Annotated in this window: 9 protein-coding genes; 4 read left to right on the forward strand and 5 right to left on the reverse strand. The window is 71.7% G+C overall.

Translation table 11 applies throughout. The annotated features are described in order from the left end of the window. Positions 1-11 precede the first annotated feature (11 nt). Positions 12-635: a Pr6Pr family membrane protein gene (locus ACQP6G_RS04290; RefSeq protein WP_429762969.1), complete on the forward strand. Its 624-nt coding sequence runs from the start codon at positions 12-14 to the stop codon at positions 633-635. Here the strand turns inward: ACQP6G_RS04290 and ACQP6G_RS04295 are convergent. The 3 genes from ACQP6G_RS04295 to ACQP6G_RS04305 form a co-directional block, all read right to left on the reverse strand. After that, on the reverse strand, positions 625-2508 hold the full coding sequence (locus ACQP6G_RS04295; protein ID WP_429762971.1) for an alkyl/aryl-sulfatase: 1884 nt from the start codon (positions 2506-2508) through the stop codon (positions 625-627). The two genes, ACQP6G_RS04290 and ACQP6G_RS04295, sit on opposite strands and share 11 nt — an antisense overlap. Positions 2509-2552: 44 nt before the next feature. After that, on the reverse strand, positions 2553-4265 hold the full coding sequence (locus ACQP6G_RS04300) for a SulP family inorganic anion transporter (protein ID WP_429762972.1): 1713 nt from the start codon (positions 4263-4265) through the stop codon (positions 2553-2555). Positions 4266-4349: 84 nt separating this feature from the next. Continuing rightward, a complete protein-coding gene (locus tag ACQP6G_RS04305; protein WP_429762973.1) occupies positions 4350-4763 on the reverse strand; it encodes a hypothetical protein in 414 nt (137 codons plus the stop codon). 287 nt (positions 4764-5050) lie between these two features. Here ACQP6G_RS04305 and ACQP6G_RS04310 point away from each other — a divergent pair, with 287 nt between their 5' ends. Together ACQP6G_RS04310 and ACQP6G_RS04315 are read left to right on the forward strand one after the other, a co-directional pair. Then, positions 5051-13915 (forward strand): DUF5979 domain-containing protein, encoded by an 8865-nt coding sequence (locus ACQP6G_RS04310; protein ID WP_429762974.1) that lies wholly within the window; start codon positions 5051-5053, stop codon positions 13913-13915. A gap of 131 nt (positions 13916-14046) precedes the next feature. After that, positions 14047-14322 carry a GlsB/YeaQ/YmgE family stress response membrane protein gene (locus ACQP6G_RS04315; RefSeq protein WP_429762975.1) on the forward strand — a complete coding sequence of 92 codons (276 nt, stop codon included), beginning with the start codon at positions 14047-14049 and terminating at the stop codon, positions 14320-14322. A 13-nt stretch (positions 14323-14335) separates the two neighbouring features. On the opposite strand, the gene ACQP6G_RS04320 is transcribed toward ACQP6G_RS04315, so the two are convergent. Both ACQP6G_RS04320 and ACQP6G_RS04325 read right to left on the reverse strand, forming a co-directional pair. Further along, complete coding sequence (locus ACQP6G_RS04320) at positions 14336-15418, reverse strand: AI-2E family transporter (protein ID WP_429762976.1); 1083 nt, start codon at positions 15416-15418, stop codon at positions 14336-14338. 338 nt (positions 15419-15756) lie between these two features. Beyond that, positions 15757-16176, reverse strand: coding sequence for a transferase (locus ACQP6G_RS04325; RefSeq protein ID WP_429762977.1), 420 nt, complete (start codon positions 16174-16176; stop codon positions 15757-15759). A 169-nt stretch (positions 16177-16345) separates the two neighbouring features. On the opposite strand from ACQP6G_RS04325, the gene ACQP6G_RS04330 reads away from it, so the two are divergent. Next, a complete protein-coding gene (locus ACQP6G_RS04330) occupies positions 16346-17353 on the forward strand; it encodes a LacI family DNA-binding transcriptional regulator (protein ID WP_429762978.1) in 1008 nt (335 codons plus the stop codon). The last annotated feature ends 39 nt before the right edge of the window (positions 17354-17392 follow it).

The raw sequence follows: 17392 nt of genomic DNA on the forward strand, positions 1-17392 counted from the left end.
TCACTACCGCCATGTTCGTGCTCGTGGGCCTGTTCCGGCTCGTCGTCGTCGCGCTCGGTCTCGTCGGCACGCGCGCCATCTGGCGCGACGGCGACGTCGAGGGCTTCGTCTACTTCACCAACCTCACCAGCTTCCTAGCGGTGGCGGTCTTCGGCTGGGCCGCCGTCACGACGCTGCGGCGCCGCGAGCCACCGCCGGTCGGGGCGAAGGGACTGGTCACGCTCGCCGCGGCCATCACCGGGCTGGTCGCGTGGCTGGTCCTCGCGCCGGAGGATCCGGACGCCCCGGCCGTCTTCCTCGGGCTCACGGACGGGCAGGTCGAGCACCGGGCCCTGCCGATCGCCGTCGTGCTGGACTTCCTCCTGTTCGACCCGCACCGCCGCGCCCGCCTGCGCGACGCGGGCCTGTGGATGCTGTTCCCCGTGCTGTACTTCGGCGCGATCCTGCTGCGCGGTCAGCTCAGCCCGGGCAGCGAGTACCCCTACGGGTTCATCGACCTGGACGCCCTCGGGTGGGGCGGGCTGGGGCTCAACCTGGTGCTCTACGGCGGCGCGTTCTACGCCCTCGGGCTGCTCGTCGTCGCCGTCGACCGGGTGCTCCCCGCCCGCCCCCTCGGGGGGAACGTCAGGGAGTGACGATCGAGAAGTTCTTGTCGCCCGGGTCGAGGACGGCGGTCAGGCGGCCGAGCGCGGAGGCGTCGCCCGTGACCTGGATGCCCGCGGCCGCAAGGGCGTCGGGATTACCGGCGGCGAGGGCCGGCAGGGCAGCTCGCGTCGAGGTGATGGTCGCATCCGCGTCGCCCTGCTGGGGGGCGGCGCTGTACGACAGGACGCCGTTCTTGAGCCAGACGCGGTACCGCCGGTCCGTGTCGGTGACGACGACGTCGATGGTGACCTTGACGTCCCAGGCGGCCGGGCCGTTCACCTGGATGGCCACGGCGTCGAACAGCATCTCGGGGGAGAGGTTGGCGATGACGTCGGGCGCATTCGTCTCGGTCGGGGTGCCGAACTGGCCGTCGCGCAGCTCGGTGGCGCCCGAGAGGTAGAAGTCGCGCCAGGTGCCGTTCTCGGAGCCGTAGCCGAGCTGCTCGTACGTGTCGGCCAGGAGCTCGCGTGCGGCGGCGTGGTCGGGCTCGGCGAACACGGCGTGGTTGGCGGCCTCCGCGGCCCAGCGGTAGTCGCCGGCATCGAACGCCTCGCGTGCGTTCGCGACGAGCGCGTCGACGCCGCCGGCGAGCTTCGCGTACCGCTTGGCCCGCTCGACCGGGGTGTGCTCCCACAGGTGCGCCGGGTTGCCGTCGAACCAGCCCAGGTAGCGCTGGTAGATCGCCTTGACGTTGTGGCTGACGGAGCCGTAGTAGCCGCGAGCGTTCCACGCGTTCTCCAGCGCCGGAGGCAGCGTGATCTCCTCCGCGATCTCCGGGCCGGTGAGGCCCTTGTTGAGGAGGCGCAGGGTCTGGTCGTGCAGGTAGGCGTAGATGTCGCGCTGGTCCTGCAGGAACTTCACGACGCGGTCGTGGCCCCAGGTGGGCCAGTGGTGCGACGCGAAGACGACTTCGACGTCGCCGAAGAGGTCGACCGTCTCGGTGAGGTACTTCGACCAGGCGTGCGGGTCGCGTACGACGGCGCCACGCAGCGTCAGGAGATTGTGCAGCGTGTGGGTGGCGTCTTCGGCCGAGCAGAGAGCCTTGTGGTCGGGCAGGTAGATGAGCATCTCCGACGGCGCCTCGGTGCCGGGCGCCATCTGGAAGACGAAGCGGACACCGTCGATGATCTCCTCGTGGCCCGTCGTCGAGATGGTGTCCGTCGGGGGCACGAACGTGACCTCGCCCGTGGAGATGGTCTGACCGAGACCGGCACCGACGCCGCCCTGGGGCCCTCGAGCGAGGGCGGCGCCGTACATGTAGGCCGCGCGGCGGTTCATCGCGACGCCCGCGTACACGTTCTCCGAGACGGCGTGCTCCACGAAGCCCTCGGGTGCGTAGATCCGGACCTTGCCTGAGTCGACGTCCTCCTGGGACACGAACCCCTTGGTGCCGCCGAAGTGGTCGGCGTGCGAGTGCGTGTAGATGACCGCTGTCACGGGACGGTCGCCGCGGTGCTCGCGGTAGAGCGCGAGCGCGGCCTCGCCGGTCTCCTTCGTGAGCAGGGTGTCGATGATGATGACGCCCTCGTCGCCCTCGATGATCGATGTGTTCGACAGGTCCATGCCGCGCACCTGGTAGATGCCGGGGGTCACCTCGAACAGTCCTTCGACGGCATTGAGCTGCGACTGCCGCCACAGGCTCGGGTTCACGGTGTCCGGGGCGTCACCCTGGAGGAAGGCGTAGGAGTCGTTGTCCCACACGACGTCACCCGCCGCGTTCGTCACGGCGTTCGGGGTGCGTCGGCCGATCAGACCGCGCGTCGCGTCCTCGAAGTCCTGGCGATCGGAGAACGGTAGGCCGTTCAGCATCGACTGCTGCTGGGCGGCGATCGTGGGCGTGGCTGGCTTCGGTGCGGTAGGCATGGCGCCACGATGGCACCGCTCGCGCGGGGGCGCGCGGCGAGGGTTCAGCCGTCGGCGGACGCCGCCCGGCGGGTGCGTCGACGCTCCGCGAGGTCGTACGCCTCGCGCACCGATCCCAGGAGGGTGTCGCCGCTCGGGACGACGGAGTCGCGCAGGCGTCCGCTGACGCCGCCGGTCTCGAAACGCTTCCGCAGGTCCTCCGGCACACCGCACACCACGACCTCGACGCCGTGCTCGTGCCAGCGGTCCAGCAGCCGGTCGAGCGACTTGAGGAACGTGGTCGACGGGATGCCCGCGGAGCCGCGCAGCGAGATGACGAGGGCGGCGTCTTGCGTGTGCGCGGTGTGCGGCCACTCCTCCTCGAGGCGGTTCACCTCGGCGAAGAACCCGGTGCCCACGTAGTGCAGCACGGTGGTCTGGCCGCTGGGCAGGTCGGCGGGGGCGTCCTCGACGCGGAAGTCCCCGTCGCCCGTCGGCACGAACCGGACCAGCCGCCCGCGCTTGGCCGCCTGCACGGCGAACAGGACGATCGAGAGGCCCGCCCCGAGGAAGATGGCCTGCTGCAGCGGCAGCTGCGTGGTGGCCGCGAAAGTCACGACCAGCGCCGCCGCGGACAGCCACGACGTGCGGAAGACGAGCACGATGTCGGCCCACCGCCCGACGATGAGCTCGCCGCCGATGACGAGCAGCAGGCCCCCGATGACCGCCATCGGGATCTCGCCGGCCAGCGGGCCGAGCAGCAGCACCAGCACGATGAGCCACACGCCCGCGAAGATGCCGGCCCAGCGCGTCTGCGCGCCGCCGCTGGTCGCGACGCCGGTGCGCGAGAGGGACCCGCCGGTGGGCAGCGCGCCGAAGAACCCTCCCGCCACGTTGGCGAGGCCCTGCGCCGTGAAGTCCTTCGAGACGTCGGTGCGGGAGCCGTCCGGGTTGGGCACCGCCGCGCCGATCCCCGCCGCCTGCGCGAGCGCGATGAGCGCGATGGCGAGGCCGCCGGACACGAGCTCCGGCATCGCGCCGACGTCCGGCAGCGTGAACGGCGGCAGCGAGCGGGGGATGGCGGCGATGTCGCTCACCCGCTCCACGTCGGTGCCCAGCAGCGCGACGACCACGGTGACGACGACGAGCGAGACCAGCGTCGCCGTCTTGCGCAGCGGCTTCACGAGCTGGAGCCCCGCCCACACGGCCACCGTCGCGACCGCGACGAGCACGGTCGCGCCGTCCCACTCCCCGACGTGCAGCACGCCCTCGACCAGCTTGCCCACCGTGTTGTGCGCCTCAGGGGTGTAGCCGGTGGCGTCCTTGACCACGCCGGCCACGATCTGCACGGCGATGCCCGCCGTGAACCCGGTCATCACCGCCGTCGACACGAACGACATCACCGAGCCGAGCTTGAGCACCCCCAGCAGCAGCATCCACAGCCCGACCATCACGGTCAGCGCGGCGACGGAGCCGAGGTCGCCGGGGTCGAGGCCCGCGCCGACGAGGATGCTCTGCGCCGACAGCGCGATCGCGCTCGTGAGCGTGGTGACCATGAGGACCGTGCGGCTGAAGATCGAGCCGATCACCGTGGGCACGGCGCCCGACCACAGGCCCATCGGCGCGGAGAACCCGCCGACCGTCGCGTACGCCATGCCCTCGGGGATGGAGAACAGGCCCGTCACGAAGCCGGAGACGACGTCGCGGGGGGTGGGCCTGGCCAGCTTCCGGGCCTTCCCGGCCTGGGGGGCCGGCGTCGCGTCGCTCGCCTCGCTCACAGGGTGCCCTCCTCGGTGGCCGCCGATGCACCAAGCACCCTGCCCCACCAGGAGGGACGCCGCGACCGCAGCGTCCGCTGGACCTCAGCCGCAGTCCAGGTCCTGGCCCACGGACGCCGTGGCGTCGACGACGCCCTGCGCCTCTTCCTTGAGGGAGTCGGCCGCCTCGGCGAGCGTGGCGTCGTCGTCGACCTGACCGAACGCCGTGACGAGGGCGTCCCACGAGCGGGCGATGTCGTCCGTGCGGTCGTCGCTCACCTCGGAGATGCTCTCCTCCAGCGTTTCCTGGGCCTCCTGCGCCTGATCGCGCGCCGCCTGCACCTCCGCGACCGTCGCGTCGGGGCCCAGGGTGCCCGCGAGGTTCCGCAGGGCGTCCGTGTACGCGGAGAGGTCCTGGCAGGTCTGGGTCGTGTGGTCCCCCATGGCGTCGGTGCTGGCCTCGCCGCACCCCGCCAGCAGCAGCGCCGTCGCGCCCAGCGCCGCCGTCGTGCCCGGCACCGTACGCCCGTGTCGTGTCCTCGCCCGGCCCATGTCGACTCCTTCGTCGCGCTCCGACGCTCTCACCTCGACTGTCGCCGTCCTGAGGTGCGCTCGCGAGCGGACCGGCGAGGGGGGTGATCCGGGCGTTCCCGACCATGCGGATGAACCGTCGTTCGCCGAGCCAAGTCACCCGATGTCTGGCACCGTCGGTGGTGATGCTCGCGCACAGCGTCGCGCGCGGGCGGTTTGCACCGATGTGTGGAGGGGCACTGATGGTGGATCGTCGTAGTTCAACGGGTCGAGGTGTGGCCCGTCACTCCGGCAAGCACAGCGTCGCGCACGCAGGGGGCAGGCTCCGGCGCGGCTGGTCCGTGCTCGGCGTGCTCGCGCTCGGGCTCGCGGGGGCGATCATCCCGGCGACCTCGGCGTCTGCTGCGACGTGGGGCATCCAGAAGCAGGAGCTCAGCACCGGCCCGTACGAGCCGGGCGAACAGGTGCAGTGGGGCATCCAGATCTCGTGCTCCGACCCCAACGCCGACCCCTGCGTCCCGACGACGATGACCGACGCGCTGCCCGACAATCTCGAGCTCGTCAGCGCGTCGGTCCAGAGCGACGGCGGGACGAACAGCGCACTCGACGTCGACACGGACACCGACACGGTGACCTACACCGCCGACAGCGTGCCCAACGGCGGCCAGGTGCAGCTCCTCATCACGGCCCAGGTCTCCGACGACATCCCGTACAGCGCGAGCGGCGTGCCCATCACCAACACGGCGACCGTCGTGTCCGACAACGCTCCGGAGGCATCGGCGTCGGACGACATCGAGCCGTTGGTGCCGCTGAACCTCGACTCGGAGACCACCAAGTCGATCGAACCCGAGGGTGCGCTGGCGTCTCCCGGCACGCCCGCGACGGTGACGATCGGCTCGACCAACACCTCCAACGACACCGTCGACACGATGGTGATCTCGGAGCCCGTGGACCCGACGGCGGACCCGAACCCCTTCACCTACCTGGAGTTCACCGGCTTCGGGGACGTCGCGTGGCCGGACGGCGCCGACGCCGCGAGCGTGACGTTCACCTGCGCCGACGGCACGACGCCGACGGTCGAGGCCACGGCCCCTGACACACTCCCCGACCCGCCCGCAGGCTGCGTGGTCGAAGGCTTCGAGGTGACGTTCAGCGGCGCGATCGAGCAGGGCGCTTCCGCGTCGATCCCCTTCGACGTCGAGCAGAGCGACGCCGTCACGGATCTCACGGACGTCACCACGGTCACGAACGACACATCGTCGTTCGTGACTCACCCGGACGGTGAGTCGGACCCGACGACGGACGAGGACACGTACGTCATCACGCCGCCGAACAACAGCGTCGAGGCGAACAAGAGCTTCGACCCCGCGACGGTCAGCGCCGGCGACCCGACCACCGTGACGATCGGCGGCACCAACACCGGTACCGCCGTCGACACCATGACGATCACCGAGCCCGCGCCGGGCACGCCGAGCCCGTTCGAGGGCGACGACCCGCTCACGTTCACGGGCTGGGGCACGGACGGCGCCGGCGCGGGGGTCGCCTGGCCCGCGGACGCCGACGCCGCCAGCGTGACGTTCACGTGCGCGGACGGGGACACCCCGACGGTCGACGCCACCGCCCCGGACACGCTGCCCGACCCGCCCGCCGGCTGTGACGTCGTCGGGTTCTCGATCACGTACACCGGGAACATCGTCACCGGCGGCACGGCGACGATCCCCTTCACCGCTGACACCGACCCTGACCAGGTCGAGGACGACGTCACGCACCCGAACGAGATCCAGGCCGACGTCCCCAACGCGACGGACCCCGCCGACGCCGACCTCGTGACGCTGAACGACCGACTCGCGACGGAGACGGACAAGCTGATCTCCCCGTCCACGTTCCCTGCCGTGCCGGGCCAGGCCGTGATCGTGCAGCTCCCGACCCAGGTGCTGCCGTTCGGCCCGGACGGGTCGACGACGAACGCGGACCAGATCGTCATCTCGGACCCGACGGACCCCACGACGGCGAACGAGTGGCAGGAGAACTTCGCCCCGACGGCCGTCCGGTCGACGGACGTCCCGGCGGACTCGACGCTGACGATCAACTACTGGAACGGGTCGGAGTGGGTCCCGGCTCCCGGCTGTGGTCCCTACACGGGCCCGGACACGGTGAGCTGTGACCTGCCGGCCGACGCCGAGGGCGTGCAGTTCGTCTACGACTCGACGGGCGACGGGTTCCCGCCGGGGACGAGCTTCCAGCCGAACTTCGTCGCCGAGTACATCGGGCCGGCCGGCGCGGACGACCCGATCACCAACTGCGGCGCGTCGAGCGCGTCGTCGGGCACCGTCACCCCGACGGAGCCGGCGGAAGGGTGCGCGGACGTCGACCCGTTCCCGGTGGACCCGGACCCGGGCACCCTGGACTTCATCGACAAGACGTTCCTCGGTGAGGAGCCCGTCACGGTGCTGGCGCGGTCCGACGACCAGGCGACGGCGCAGATCACGTGGTCGACCAACGGTTTCTCCGGCGTCGACCCCTTGGTCATCTCGGACATCGCCGACCCGGAGACGACGGCGATCGCCGACTCGTTCTACGACGCGTTCAACCTGGTGAGCATCCCGGCGATCGACAGCACCGTGGACCCGCTGATCCAGTACGACGCGATCGTCGGCGTCGAGCTGTACAACGGCACCGACTGGGTACAGGCGTCCGGGTCGACCTGTACCGCGGCCACGCCGTGCGACGGCGGGATGCCGGAGGTGGCCCTCACGGCGGACGAGCAGGAGTCGACGGTGTCGGTGCGGGTCGTCTACACGGAGTCGCCGTCGCGCAGCACGACGCCGTCGGACCCGACGGCGCCCGCGGCCGGTGACGGCGTCGCCCGGTCCACGCAGGCCGACGGCCGCCACCTCGACCTGACGTTCCAGGTGCGGGACTACAAGCGCAGCGACGGCTCGCCGGTGCTCGGCTCGACGAACGGAACCCTGTACAACACGGGAGACCCTGGCCTGGTCAACGACACCGCGCGCGCGACGGGCACGTTCGACGGTGACGAGTACACCGACACCGACGACGACGACGTCCTGATCATCGACCAGCCCCTCAACGTCACGGTGACGAAGGACTGGGACGGCGGCCCGATCTCGGTGCCCCCGCCGGACACGCCGGCGCAGTTCTACCCGAGCACCACGGTCACCGTCACGGGCACGAACGCGTCGGCCGCCAAGGTGGAGCAGCTCCGGCTGGTGGACCCGGCCGACGAGGGCTCGGGCGCCGTCCAGACGGCGGAGGGCACGCACCCCTTCGACACGTTCAACCTCGCCGGGATCTCGCTGACCCCGCCGGACGGCGCGACCTCCGCGACGGTGACGCTGACCGCCGAGGGTGGTGGGACCACCGTGTACACGGAGGACCCCCTGGGCACGTGGACGCCGTCCGACCCGCAGGAGCTCACCGCGGCGGAGCTGGCCGACGTCGTCGGCATCGAGGTCGCCTACGACGGTCTGGTCGAGCCGGGGGCCACCGGATCGATGGACCTCACGCTCCAGCTCCGGGAGACCGACCGGTACACGGGTGACCCGGTGTACGCCGAGGACGGCACGATCGACGTCGACGAGAACCCCGTGCCCAACGGTGCGGCGGCGACCATCGCCGACCCGGGCGGCGTCACGGGCCAGGACGACCGCCTCGCGAACGCCGGCGACGACATGACTCTTCAGGTGGCGAGCATCGAGCTGGCGGTGGGCAAGTCGTTCGACCCGGACACCGTGATCGAGCCGTTCCACGGCGCGAACCAGTCGGAGACGCCTGTCGTCATGACGCTCACAGGGCAGCCCCTGGGCCCGTCGCGTGCGGTCGAGATGGTGCTCACCGACGACGACCCGCAGTTCTGGAACCAGTACGACTTCGTCGGCTTCGACCCGAGCGCCGCTCTGGTGACGCCGATCCAGCAGGTCCAGGTGGACGCGTTCGTGGGCGGCACGTTCACGGGCGACGCGGGCTCCCCGGACCCGGTGGAGCGGACCGGCGGCGACTGGGTGACCGGCACGCCGGGCGCGACCTTCGCCCTGCCGGCGGGCGTCGCCCCGGAGGACGTCCAGGGTTTGCGCTTCACCTTCAGCCGTACGGACGGGTCGATCTGGGAGAACCCGGCGACCCCGACGCAGCCGGTGCCGATCCAGATCCTGCGTCGTGACGACCTGCGTTCAGGGGGCCCGGTGCTGCCGGACCTCGACGCGAACGACCCGGCGCCGGGCGAGCCCGACCCGGGTGTGGCGAGCAACTCCGTCCAGGGCACGGTCACGGGCGCGGACCTCGTCATCGACCCGGACACCGGCGAGACGGTCCCGGTGTCCGACGACGACGAGGCCGAGTCGTCGATCCTTTACCAGCACGCCACCAACGCGGTCGAGATCGTCAAGGACTTCGACGGCGTCGTCACCGGGGGTACCGAGGCCCCGGACGCCGTGGTGCCGATGAACATCACGGTCACGAACACGGGCGACCGGCCGATCGTCGACCCGGTGATCGACGACGACCCGATGCCCGCGGACGCCGACGGCCCCCAGCTGCGGCTCGCCGACGTGGACGACCCCTTCTCCTACGCCCTCGACGGCGCGGCGCCCGACCCGGTCAACGGGACGCCCATGCCCACCGACCCGGACGACGTGACCGTCGACCAGGACGGCAATCTCGCCGGCCTGACCTTCACGTTCCCCGAGGGCACCGTGCTCGAGGTGGGCCAGACCTACACCATCACCGTGTTGGTGCAGTTCCGCGTCACCCTCCCTGCGAACACCACGGTGAACAACACCGTCGGTGTGACCGACGACAGGCCCTGGGACGAGTGCGAGGGCCGCCTGAACGACGAGACGGGGGCGTGCGAGGCCGACGCGGACGTCACCACCGTCCCGTCCGCGGCGATCTCACAGTCCAAGTTCGTCAAGGCGACGAACGACGAGTACCCGCTCGGCCTCATCGTCGACCCGGACCAGCCGGGGACGGTGGACCCCGCGGACTGCACGGCCGATGCGGACGGCTTCTACTCCTACCCGTGCACCCCGATCGTCCCGCCGGGCCAGAACGAGACCTGGCGCGTCCGCGTGGACAACGTCGGCAACCTGCCGCTGAACAAGGTCGTCATCTACGACCGCTTCCCGGCGATCGGCGACACCGGCTCGTTCGCGGACTCGGCCCGCGGGTCCGCCTGGGGTCCGCTCTTCACCGACGACCCGCTGCCCGAGGTGGTCAACGCTCCGGACGGCAGCACGGTGGAGTACTTCTACACCACGGTCGACGACTACTGCATGGACGACCTCACCGACCCGCTGAACGAGCCGACCTGCCCGGACGACCCGGAGACCGGATGGGCGCCGCTCACGACGGACACGCCGGACGACGTGCTGCAGTCGATCACCGCGATCAAGAACGTCGTCACCTTCCCGGAGGGGCAGCCCTTCCAGCCGGGGCAGTTCATCGCGCTCGAGGCGACGTCGACCACCCCGCCGGAGGCGCCCGAGGCCGGCGACCGCTCGATCGCGTGGAACTCGGCGGCAGCCTCGGGCGTGGCCGTCACCCCGGGCGGCACCCAGATCAACATGCTCCCCACCGAGGGAACCAAGGTGGGCGTCGCGACCGCGACGGGCCCGCTGAGCGTGACCAAGCTGGTCACGGGCGACGGTGCGCAGTACGCGCCCGACGAGTTCCAGCTCAACGTCCAGTGCACCTCTGCGGTGGGCACGTGGGTGGAGGAGGAGCTCGACCCGATACCCATCACCGTCACACCGGGGACGCCCACCGTGGTGCCCAACCTCCCGTACGGTGCCGAGTGCACGATCACCGAGGACGACGGCGTCAACGGTGAGTCGGAGCTCATCGTCGGCACGGTCACGATCGACACCGAAGACCCGGACAGCCCGAGCGAGATCACGGCGATCAACCGGTACGACCTGTCGAGCATCGTCATCGACAAGGAGGTCGTCAGTGACGCGGTCGACCAGGACGGCGCCCCGATCGTGTTCGGCCCGTTCGACGGCACGGTCGAGTGCACGTTCCTCGGCGAACCGGTCTACGCCGAGGGCTACGGTCCTGACGACCCGATGACGTTCGAGCTGAACGACGGCGACTCCGTGGAGTTCACGGGCCTGCCGGTCGGCTCCGCCTGCACGGTGACCGAGACGGGCACGGGCAACGCTTCGTCGACCACGATCACGGTGCGGCACGGGCCGTTGGACGACGGAACGACGACCGACGGGCCGTCCGCCGACCTCGACCTGGTCGGCGACGTGGTGGACATCCCGCGCAACGCGGTCACGCTGACGAACACGTTCGACGTCGGATCGCTGCACCTGGTCAAGGAGGTCACGGGCGACGGTGCCGACGAGTTCGGGGCCGGGCCGTTCGACTTCGACATCGTCTGCACCTACGACGACGACGGCGACGGGCCGGGCGAGCCCCGCACGGTGTACGAGGACAGCGTGACGCTGGACCCGGACGGCGAGGTCACGATCGACAACCTGGTGGCCGGCTCGGAGTGCACCATCACCGAGACGGACGACGCCGGCGCGACGTCGTCCGACGTGACGCCCAACCCCGTGACCATCACCTCGGGCGAGACGGCCGAGGTCACCGCGACCAACGTGTTCGACATCGGCTCCGTCACGGTGGAGAAGGTCGTGGACGGCGCCGGCGCCGAGCTGTGGGGCGCAGGACCGTTCACCGTCGAGATCGCCTGCACCTACCAGGGCGACGACGTCACGCCCGACCCGGCGTCGCAGACGTTCGTCGGCGGCGAGAGCGTGACGTTCGCCGGCATGCCGATCGGCTCGGAGTGCGAGATCACCGAGACCGACGACGGGGGCGCGACGTCGAGCGACGTGTCGCCCGCAACCGTCACGGTCGGCGGCGCCGACGGCACGACCGACCCGGTCGACGTGACGGCGACCAACACGTTCGACGTCGGTTCGGTCGTGGTGGACAAGGTCGTGGACGGCGACGGCGCGCAGTACGGCACCGGCCCGTTCGAGGTCACCCTGGCCTGCACCTACGAGGGCGAAGACATTCCCGCTGGGGACATCCCGGGCGGGGCGACCCGCGAGATCACGCCGGGCACCCCGGTGTCGTTCGACGACCTGCCGATCGGTGCCGAGTGCACCGTGACGGAGCCGACGGACGGCGGCGCGACCTCGGTGGACATCGCGCCGGAGTCCGTCACCGTCGGCGGGGACGACGGCACGGAGACCGAGGTCGGTGTCACCGTGACGAACACCTACGACCTCGGGTCGCTCCAGGTCGAGAAGGACCTGGCCGGGCTGGGGGCGCTGTACGGCCCCGGGCCGTTCGACGTCGCGCTCACCTGCACGTTCGAGGGCGAGCCGATCGACATCCCGGGCGGGGCGGACCGCGAGATCGCCGGTGGCGAGACGGTCACCTACGACGACCTCCCGGTCGGCGCGGAGTGCACCGTCCAGGAGACGGATGCCTTCGGGGCCAGCTCGGTCGCGATGGACCCACCCGGTGAGGACGACGCGACCAGCGGCACGGTCGTCGTCGGTGGGGACGACGAGGAGCCGGTCCTCGTCACCGTGACGAACACGTTCCTCACGTCGCCGGTGGTCGTCCGCAAGGTGGTCGACGGCGACGGGGCCGAGTTCGCCCCGCCGATGCCGGACTTCGAGCCGTTCCCCGGCCTCCCCGACCCGCTGCCCACCACGCCCGAGGACATCCTGGCGGCGCTCCAGGACGTCCAGGAGTGGCTGGCACAGGTGCCGTTCGACGAGTTCCCCTACCAGGTGTCGATGGAGTGCACGACGAGCGAGGGCGAGGAGGTCACGATCCCGGGCGGCGAGACCCGCCGGTTCGGGCCGGGCTTCCCGGGCCTGTACTTCGGCATCCCCGACGGGGCGACCTGCACCGTGACGGAGACGGACGAGGGCGGTGCCACCTCGGTGGCGGTCGCGCCCGACGACGTCGTGGTGGACGGCTCGGCGCCGATCACGGAGCCGCAGGCGTTCACGGTCACCAACACCTACGACGTCGGCGAGTTCACCGTCGAGAAGGCGGTGGACGGCGACGGCGCCGAGGCGTACGGCGACGGGCCGTTCGAGGTGACCGCGGTGTGCACGTTCGAGGGCAACGACATCGAGGTCCCGGGTGGTGCCACGCGCGCCGTGTCGCCGGACGAGCCGGCGGTCTACTCCGGTCTGCCGGTGGGCGCCGACTGCGTCGTCAGCGAGTCCGACGACGGCGGGGCGACGTCGTCGACGATCACCACCGCCGTCGAGGACGGTGACCCGGGCGAGGTCGTCGTGCCCGCGTCCGACGCCGAGCAGGTCTCGCTGCTGCTGACCAACACCTTCGACCTGGGCGAGCTCACGGTCGACAAGGTGGTGGACGGGGACGGGGCGGAGGCCTGGGGGTCGGGCCCGTTCGAGGTCACGCTGTCCTGCACGTTCGACGGCGAGGACATCGAGATCCCGGGCGGGGCGACCCAGACGATCACGGGCGGCGAGTCGGTGACGTACACCGACCTGCCGGTCGGGGCCGAGTGCGTGGTCACCGAGTCGGAGGCCGCGGGCGCCACCACGACGACCATCTCCACGACGGTCGACGGCGGCGACCCGGGCCAGGTCGTGGTGCCGGGCGCGGACGCCGACCCGGCGGTGGTCACCGTGACCAACACGTTCGACGTCGGCTCGCTGGCGGTGGACAAGGTGGTCGACTTCGAGGGTGACGCGTACGACGTCGGGCCGTTCGAGGTGACCCTCGCCTGCACGTTCCAGGGCGAGGACATCGAGATCCCGGGCGGCGCGGCGCGCGAGATCGCGGCGGGCGACACCGTCACCTACGCCGGGCTCCCGATCGGCGCGGAGTGCGTCGTGACGGAGACGGACGACGGCGGCGCGGCGTCGTCCACGGTCTCGACCGTGGGCGACGGCGACCCGGGCGCGGTGACCATCGCGGCCGACCCGGCGTCGTTGACGGTGACGAACACGTTCGACCCGCCCCCACCGCCCCCGGGCGGCGACGGCGACACCGGCGGGGGCGGCTGGCTCCCGACCACCGGTGCGGACATCGCCCTGTGGGTCGGCCTCGCCGTCCTGCTGGTCGCGGGCGGGGCGATCCTCGTCGGGATCCGGCGCCGACAGCAGCACTGACGCCCGCCCACGACGGCGCCGGCCCTGGTCACAGGGTCGGCGCCGTCGGCGTTCGGGGGGCGAGCAGCGGGGGTCCGCCGTACCTTCGTTGCGGGCGCGACCTGCGCCGTCGTCGAGGAGGGAGCACCACCGTGACCATCTCGGGCATCATCACCGCGATCATCATCGGCGCCATCATCGGCGCCCTGGGCCGGCTGTTCGTCCGGGGGAGGCAGAACATCTCGATCCTCGTGACGATCGTCATCGGGATCGTCGCCGCCCTGCTGGGCACGTGGATCGCGAGCCTGTTCGACGTCAAGGACACGGGCGGCATCGACTGGATCGAGCTGCTCTTCCAGATCGTCCTGGCCGTGATCGGCGTCTCGATCGTCGCCGGGATGGGTGGTCGCAAGCAGACGACCCCCTGACACGCGCCGGGCGTCAGCCCGTCGTGAGGTCGGTGACGTCCTCGGCCGCGTCCGTCCTGCGGGCGTGGCCGAGGACGTCGCGCACGATGACGGTCACGGGCGCGGACAGCATCGCGCCCAGCAGGCCGGCGAGCACGGCGCCGACGATGGTCGAGCCGAGGTTGACGATCGGGTGCAGCCGCAGCTGGTCGGAGGAGAGCTTGGTGAGCATCAGCGTCTGCACGACGTTCTGCACCACGAGGATGACGGCGAGCAGGATCAGCGCCGACGTCGGGCCCTGCGAGCCCAGTGCGATGAGCACGGCGAAGGCGCCGGAGAAGATCGCGCCCAGGTACGGGATGTACGAGGTCACGAAGGTGACGAGCGCGATCGAGAACGCCAGCGGCACGTCGAGCAGGACCGCGCCCAGCCCGATGAGCACCGCGGTGACGAGGCTCGACGTCGTGAGCGCGCCGAAGTAGCGGCGCAGCGTGGCCGTGGCCTCGTCGACGACGACGCGGCCGGGCGTGCCGCGGACGGACGAGTGGCGCGCCGCGAACTCCTCGATGCGGGGCCAGTCCGCCATCACGTAGAAGAGGAAGAAGACGGCGACGAACGTGCCGACGACGAACGCCGCGGCGCTGGAGAACACGCTCCCGAACAGGCTGGCGACGCCGCCTGCCAGGGAGCTCGTCGTCTCGCTCAGGTCGACGCCGGACAGGTCGAGCGTCGTGCCCGCGAGCTGCTGCTGGAGGGTGTCGAGGCCGCTGCCCAGCCGGTCGGTGATCTCCGCTCCCTGGTCGACGACGCCGTCGGCCGTGACCCAGACGGCGACCCCGAGGACCGCGCCCAGCGCGACCAGCACGGCGAGGGAGCCGAGGCCGCGCCGCAGCCCCAGCCGCTCCAGGCGGTCGACCAGGGGGTGCAGCAGCACGCCGAGCACGGCGGCGACGACGAGGGGGACGGCGAGCCCGCTGATCGCCGACACGGCGGCGTAGACCACCACCGCGGCCGCGGCGATGCCGACGACCGCCCACCCGATCCGTCCGAGCCGAAGCACGCCGTCGCCGGAGGGCCGCGCCGTCTCCGTGGCGGGTTCGGGGTCATGGTGGTGCACGGTTCTCCTCGGGTCGGTCCCGAGCATCATCCCGCGCGGGCGCCGCCGTGCCACCGGGAACGCGAACGGGCCGGCCGTCGGGGGACGGCCGGCCCGCTCGCGAACGGTCTATCGCTTACGCGCCTTGACGGTGGTCTCGGCAGTTCTCTCGCGCTTCTGCGCCCGCTTCTCCTTGAGGGAGAGCGCCGGCTGCTTCTTCGAGTTCTTGGCCACGGGAGTTCACCTCCACTCGCCTCCAGGTGGGTCGATGAACCGGCCACCATAGCAACGTCCCGCCGGGGCCGGGCGAGGCCGGTCGGCGGGACGTCGAGGTGTCGTGGGAGGCGCGGGGGCGCAGGTCAGGCGGCCGTGCCGAAGTCCTTCCGCCGGCGTTCGCCGTGCGCCGTCTCGCCGTCGGGGACGATCGCGTCGGGCGGCACGACGACGCCGGACGGGACGCGGCTGTCGGTGCCGAGGCGGGTGCCGGAACCGACCCGGGCGTCGTCGCCGACGACGCCACGGACGCCGACGTGCACGTTCTCGTCGACGCGGGCTCCGCGTCCGACGACGGCGTCGACGTCGACCCAGCTGAACCGGCCCACCTTGGCGTGCGCGCCCACGCGGGCGCCGGCCTCGACGTACGCGCCGGGCCTGATGGTGGCGTCGGGGTGGACGCTCGCGTGCGGCGAGACGAAGCCCTCGCCGTTGTCGTGCCGGAGGTACCGGGTGAACTTCCCCGGCTCGTGCTCGACCTCGACCTTTCGGGGGATGCGTCGCAAGAGTGCTCCTCATGGTGCGGGTGAATCTTGTGACATAACGCGCAAGCGGCGCCTGGTGTTCCCGGACGCGGCCCCGGCGGTCGGACGGCTGCGCGTTCCCGTGTGCAGTACGGTCGGGTCCTCAGCGGGAACGCTTCCAGGTGGTGCGTGGACGAAAAGGAGCGCTGGCGTGCGCAGACATCGTGCGAGGCTGGCGGACGTGGCCGAGGCCGCAGGGGTGTCGATGTCGACGGCGTCGAAGGCCATCAACGGTCGCGGCAGGATCTCCGCCGCCACCCGACGGCGCATCCTGGACAGCGCGCGCGAGCTCGGCTTCGTCGCCAGCAGCGGGCCCGGGCGGCAGCCGGTCACGTCGGTGGGGGTGCTGGCCGCCGACCTCGAGTCGCGGTTCTCGCTGCCCATCCTCGACGGGCTCGAGGACGGCCTGAGCTCGTACTCCTCGTTCGTGCATCTCTGCAACGCCCGGGATGACCGGCTGCGCGAGCGGCACCAGCTCAACGCCCTGCTGGACCGCCGGGTCGACGGGCTGATCGTGGTGGGCGGGCGCACCGAGGAGCGCGACCCGGTCGGCGAGGACCTTCCCGTCCCGGTCGTCTACGTGCACAGCCGGTCCCGGGACCCGCGGGACACCTCGCTGGTCGTGGACGACGCCCAGGGCGGCCGCCTCCAGGTCGAGCACCTCGCGGGGCTCGGGCGGACCCGCATCGCGCACGTCAGCGGCCGGCCGCAGTACCGGGTGGCCGCCGACCGCAGGACCGGCGTCGCCGAGGCGATGGAGGCCCGGGGGCTGCGGCTCGTCGCCGACCTGGCCGACGGCCCGCGGACCGCCCTGTGGGGGCGGGCGGCGATGCTCCGCATCCTCGAGGACGTCGGGGCCGGCGCCGTCGACGCGGTCGTGTGCGACTCCGACGCCATCGCGCTGGGCGTCATCGACCGTCTGCGGCGGGAGTCCGTGCGGGTCCCCGAGGACGTGGCGGTCGTGGGCTACGAGAGCTTCGGCCCGCTGGTGTGGAACTCCGACCCGAGCACCACGAGCGTCGACATGAAGCTCGAGGAGATGGGCCGCGAGGCGGCGCGGCTCCTGCACGGTGCGCTCGCGGGCGGCGGCCTCGAGCCCGGGGTCGTCGCCATGCCGTGCGAGCTCGTGCCACGCGGTTCGACGACGTCCGGTCTCTGACCCGCACGCCCTCCCACCCTTTCCTCACCCCTCGTCGTT

Source organism: Isoptericola nanjingensis (assembly GCF_050311635.1).
Classification (GTDB): Bacteria; Actinomycetota; Actinomycetes; order Actinomycetales; family Cellulomonadaceae; genus Isoptericola; species Isoptericola nanjingensis.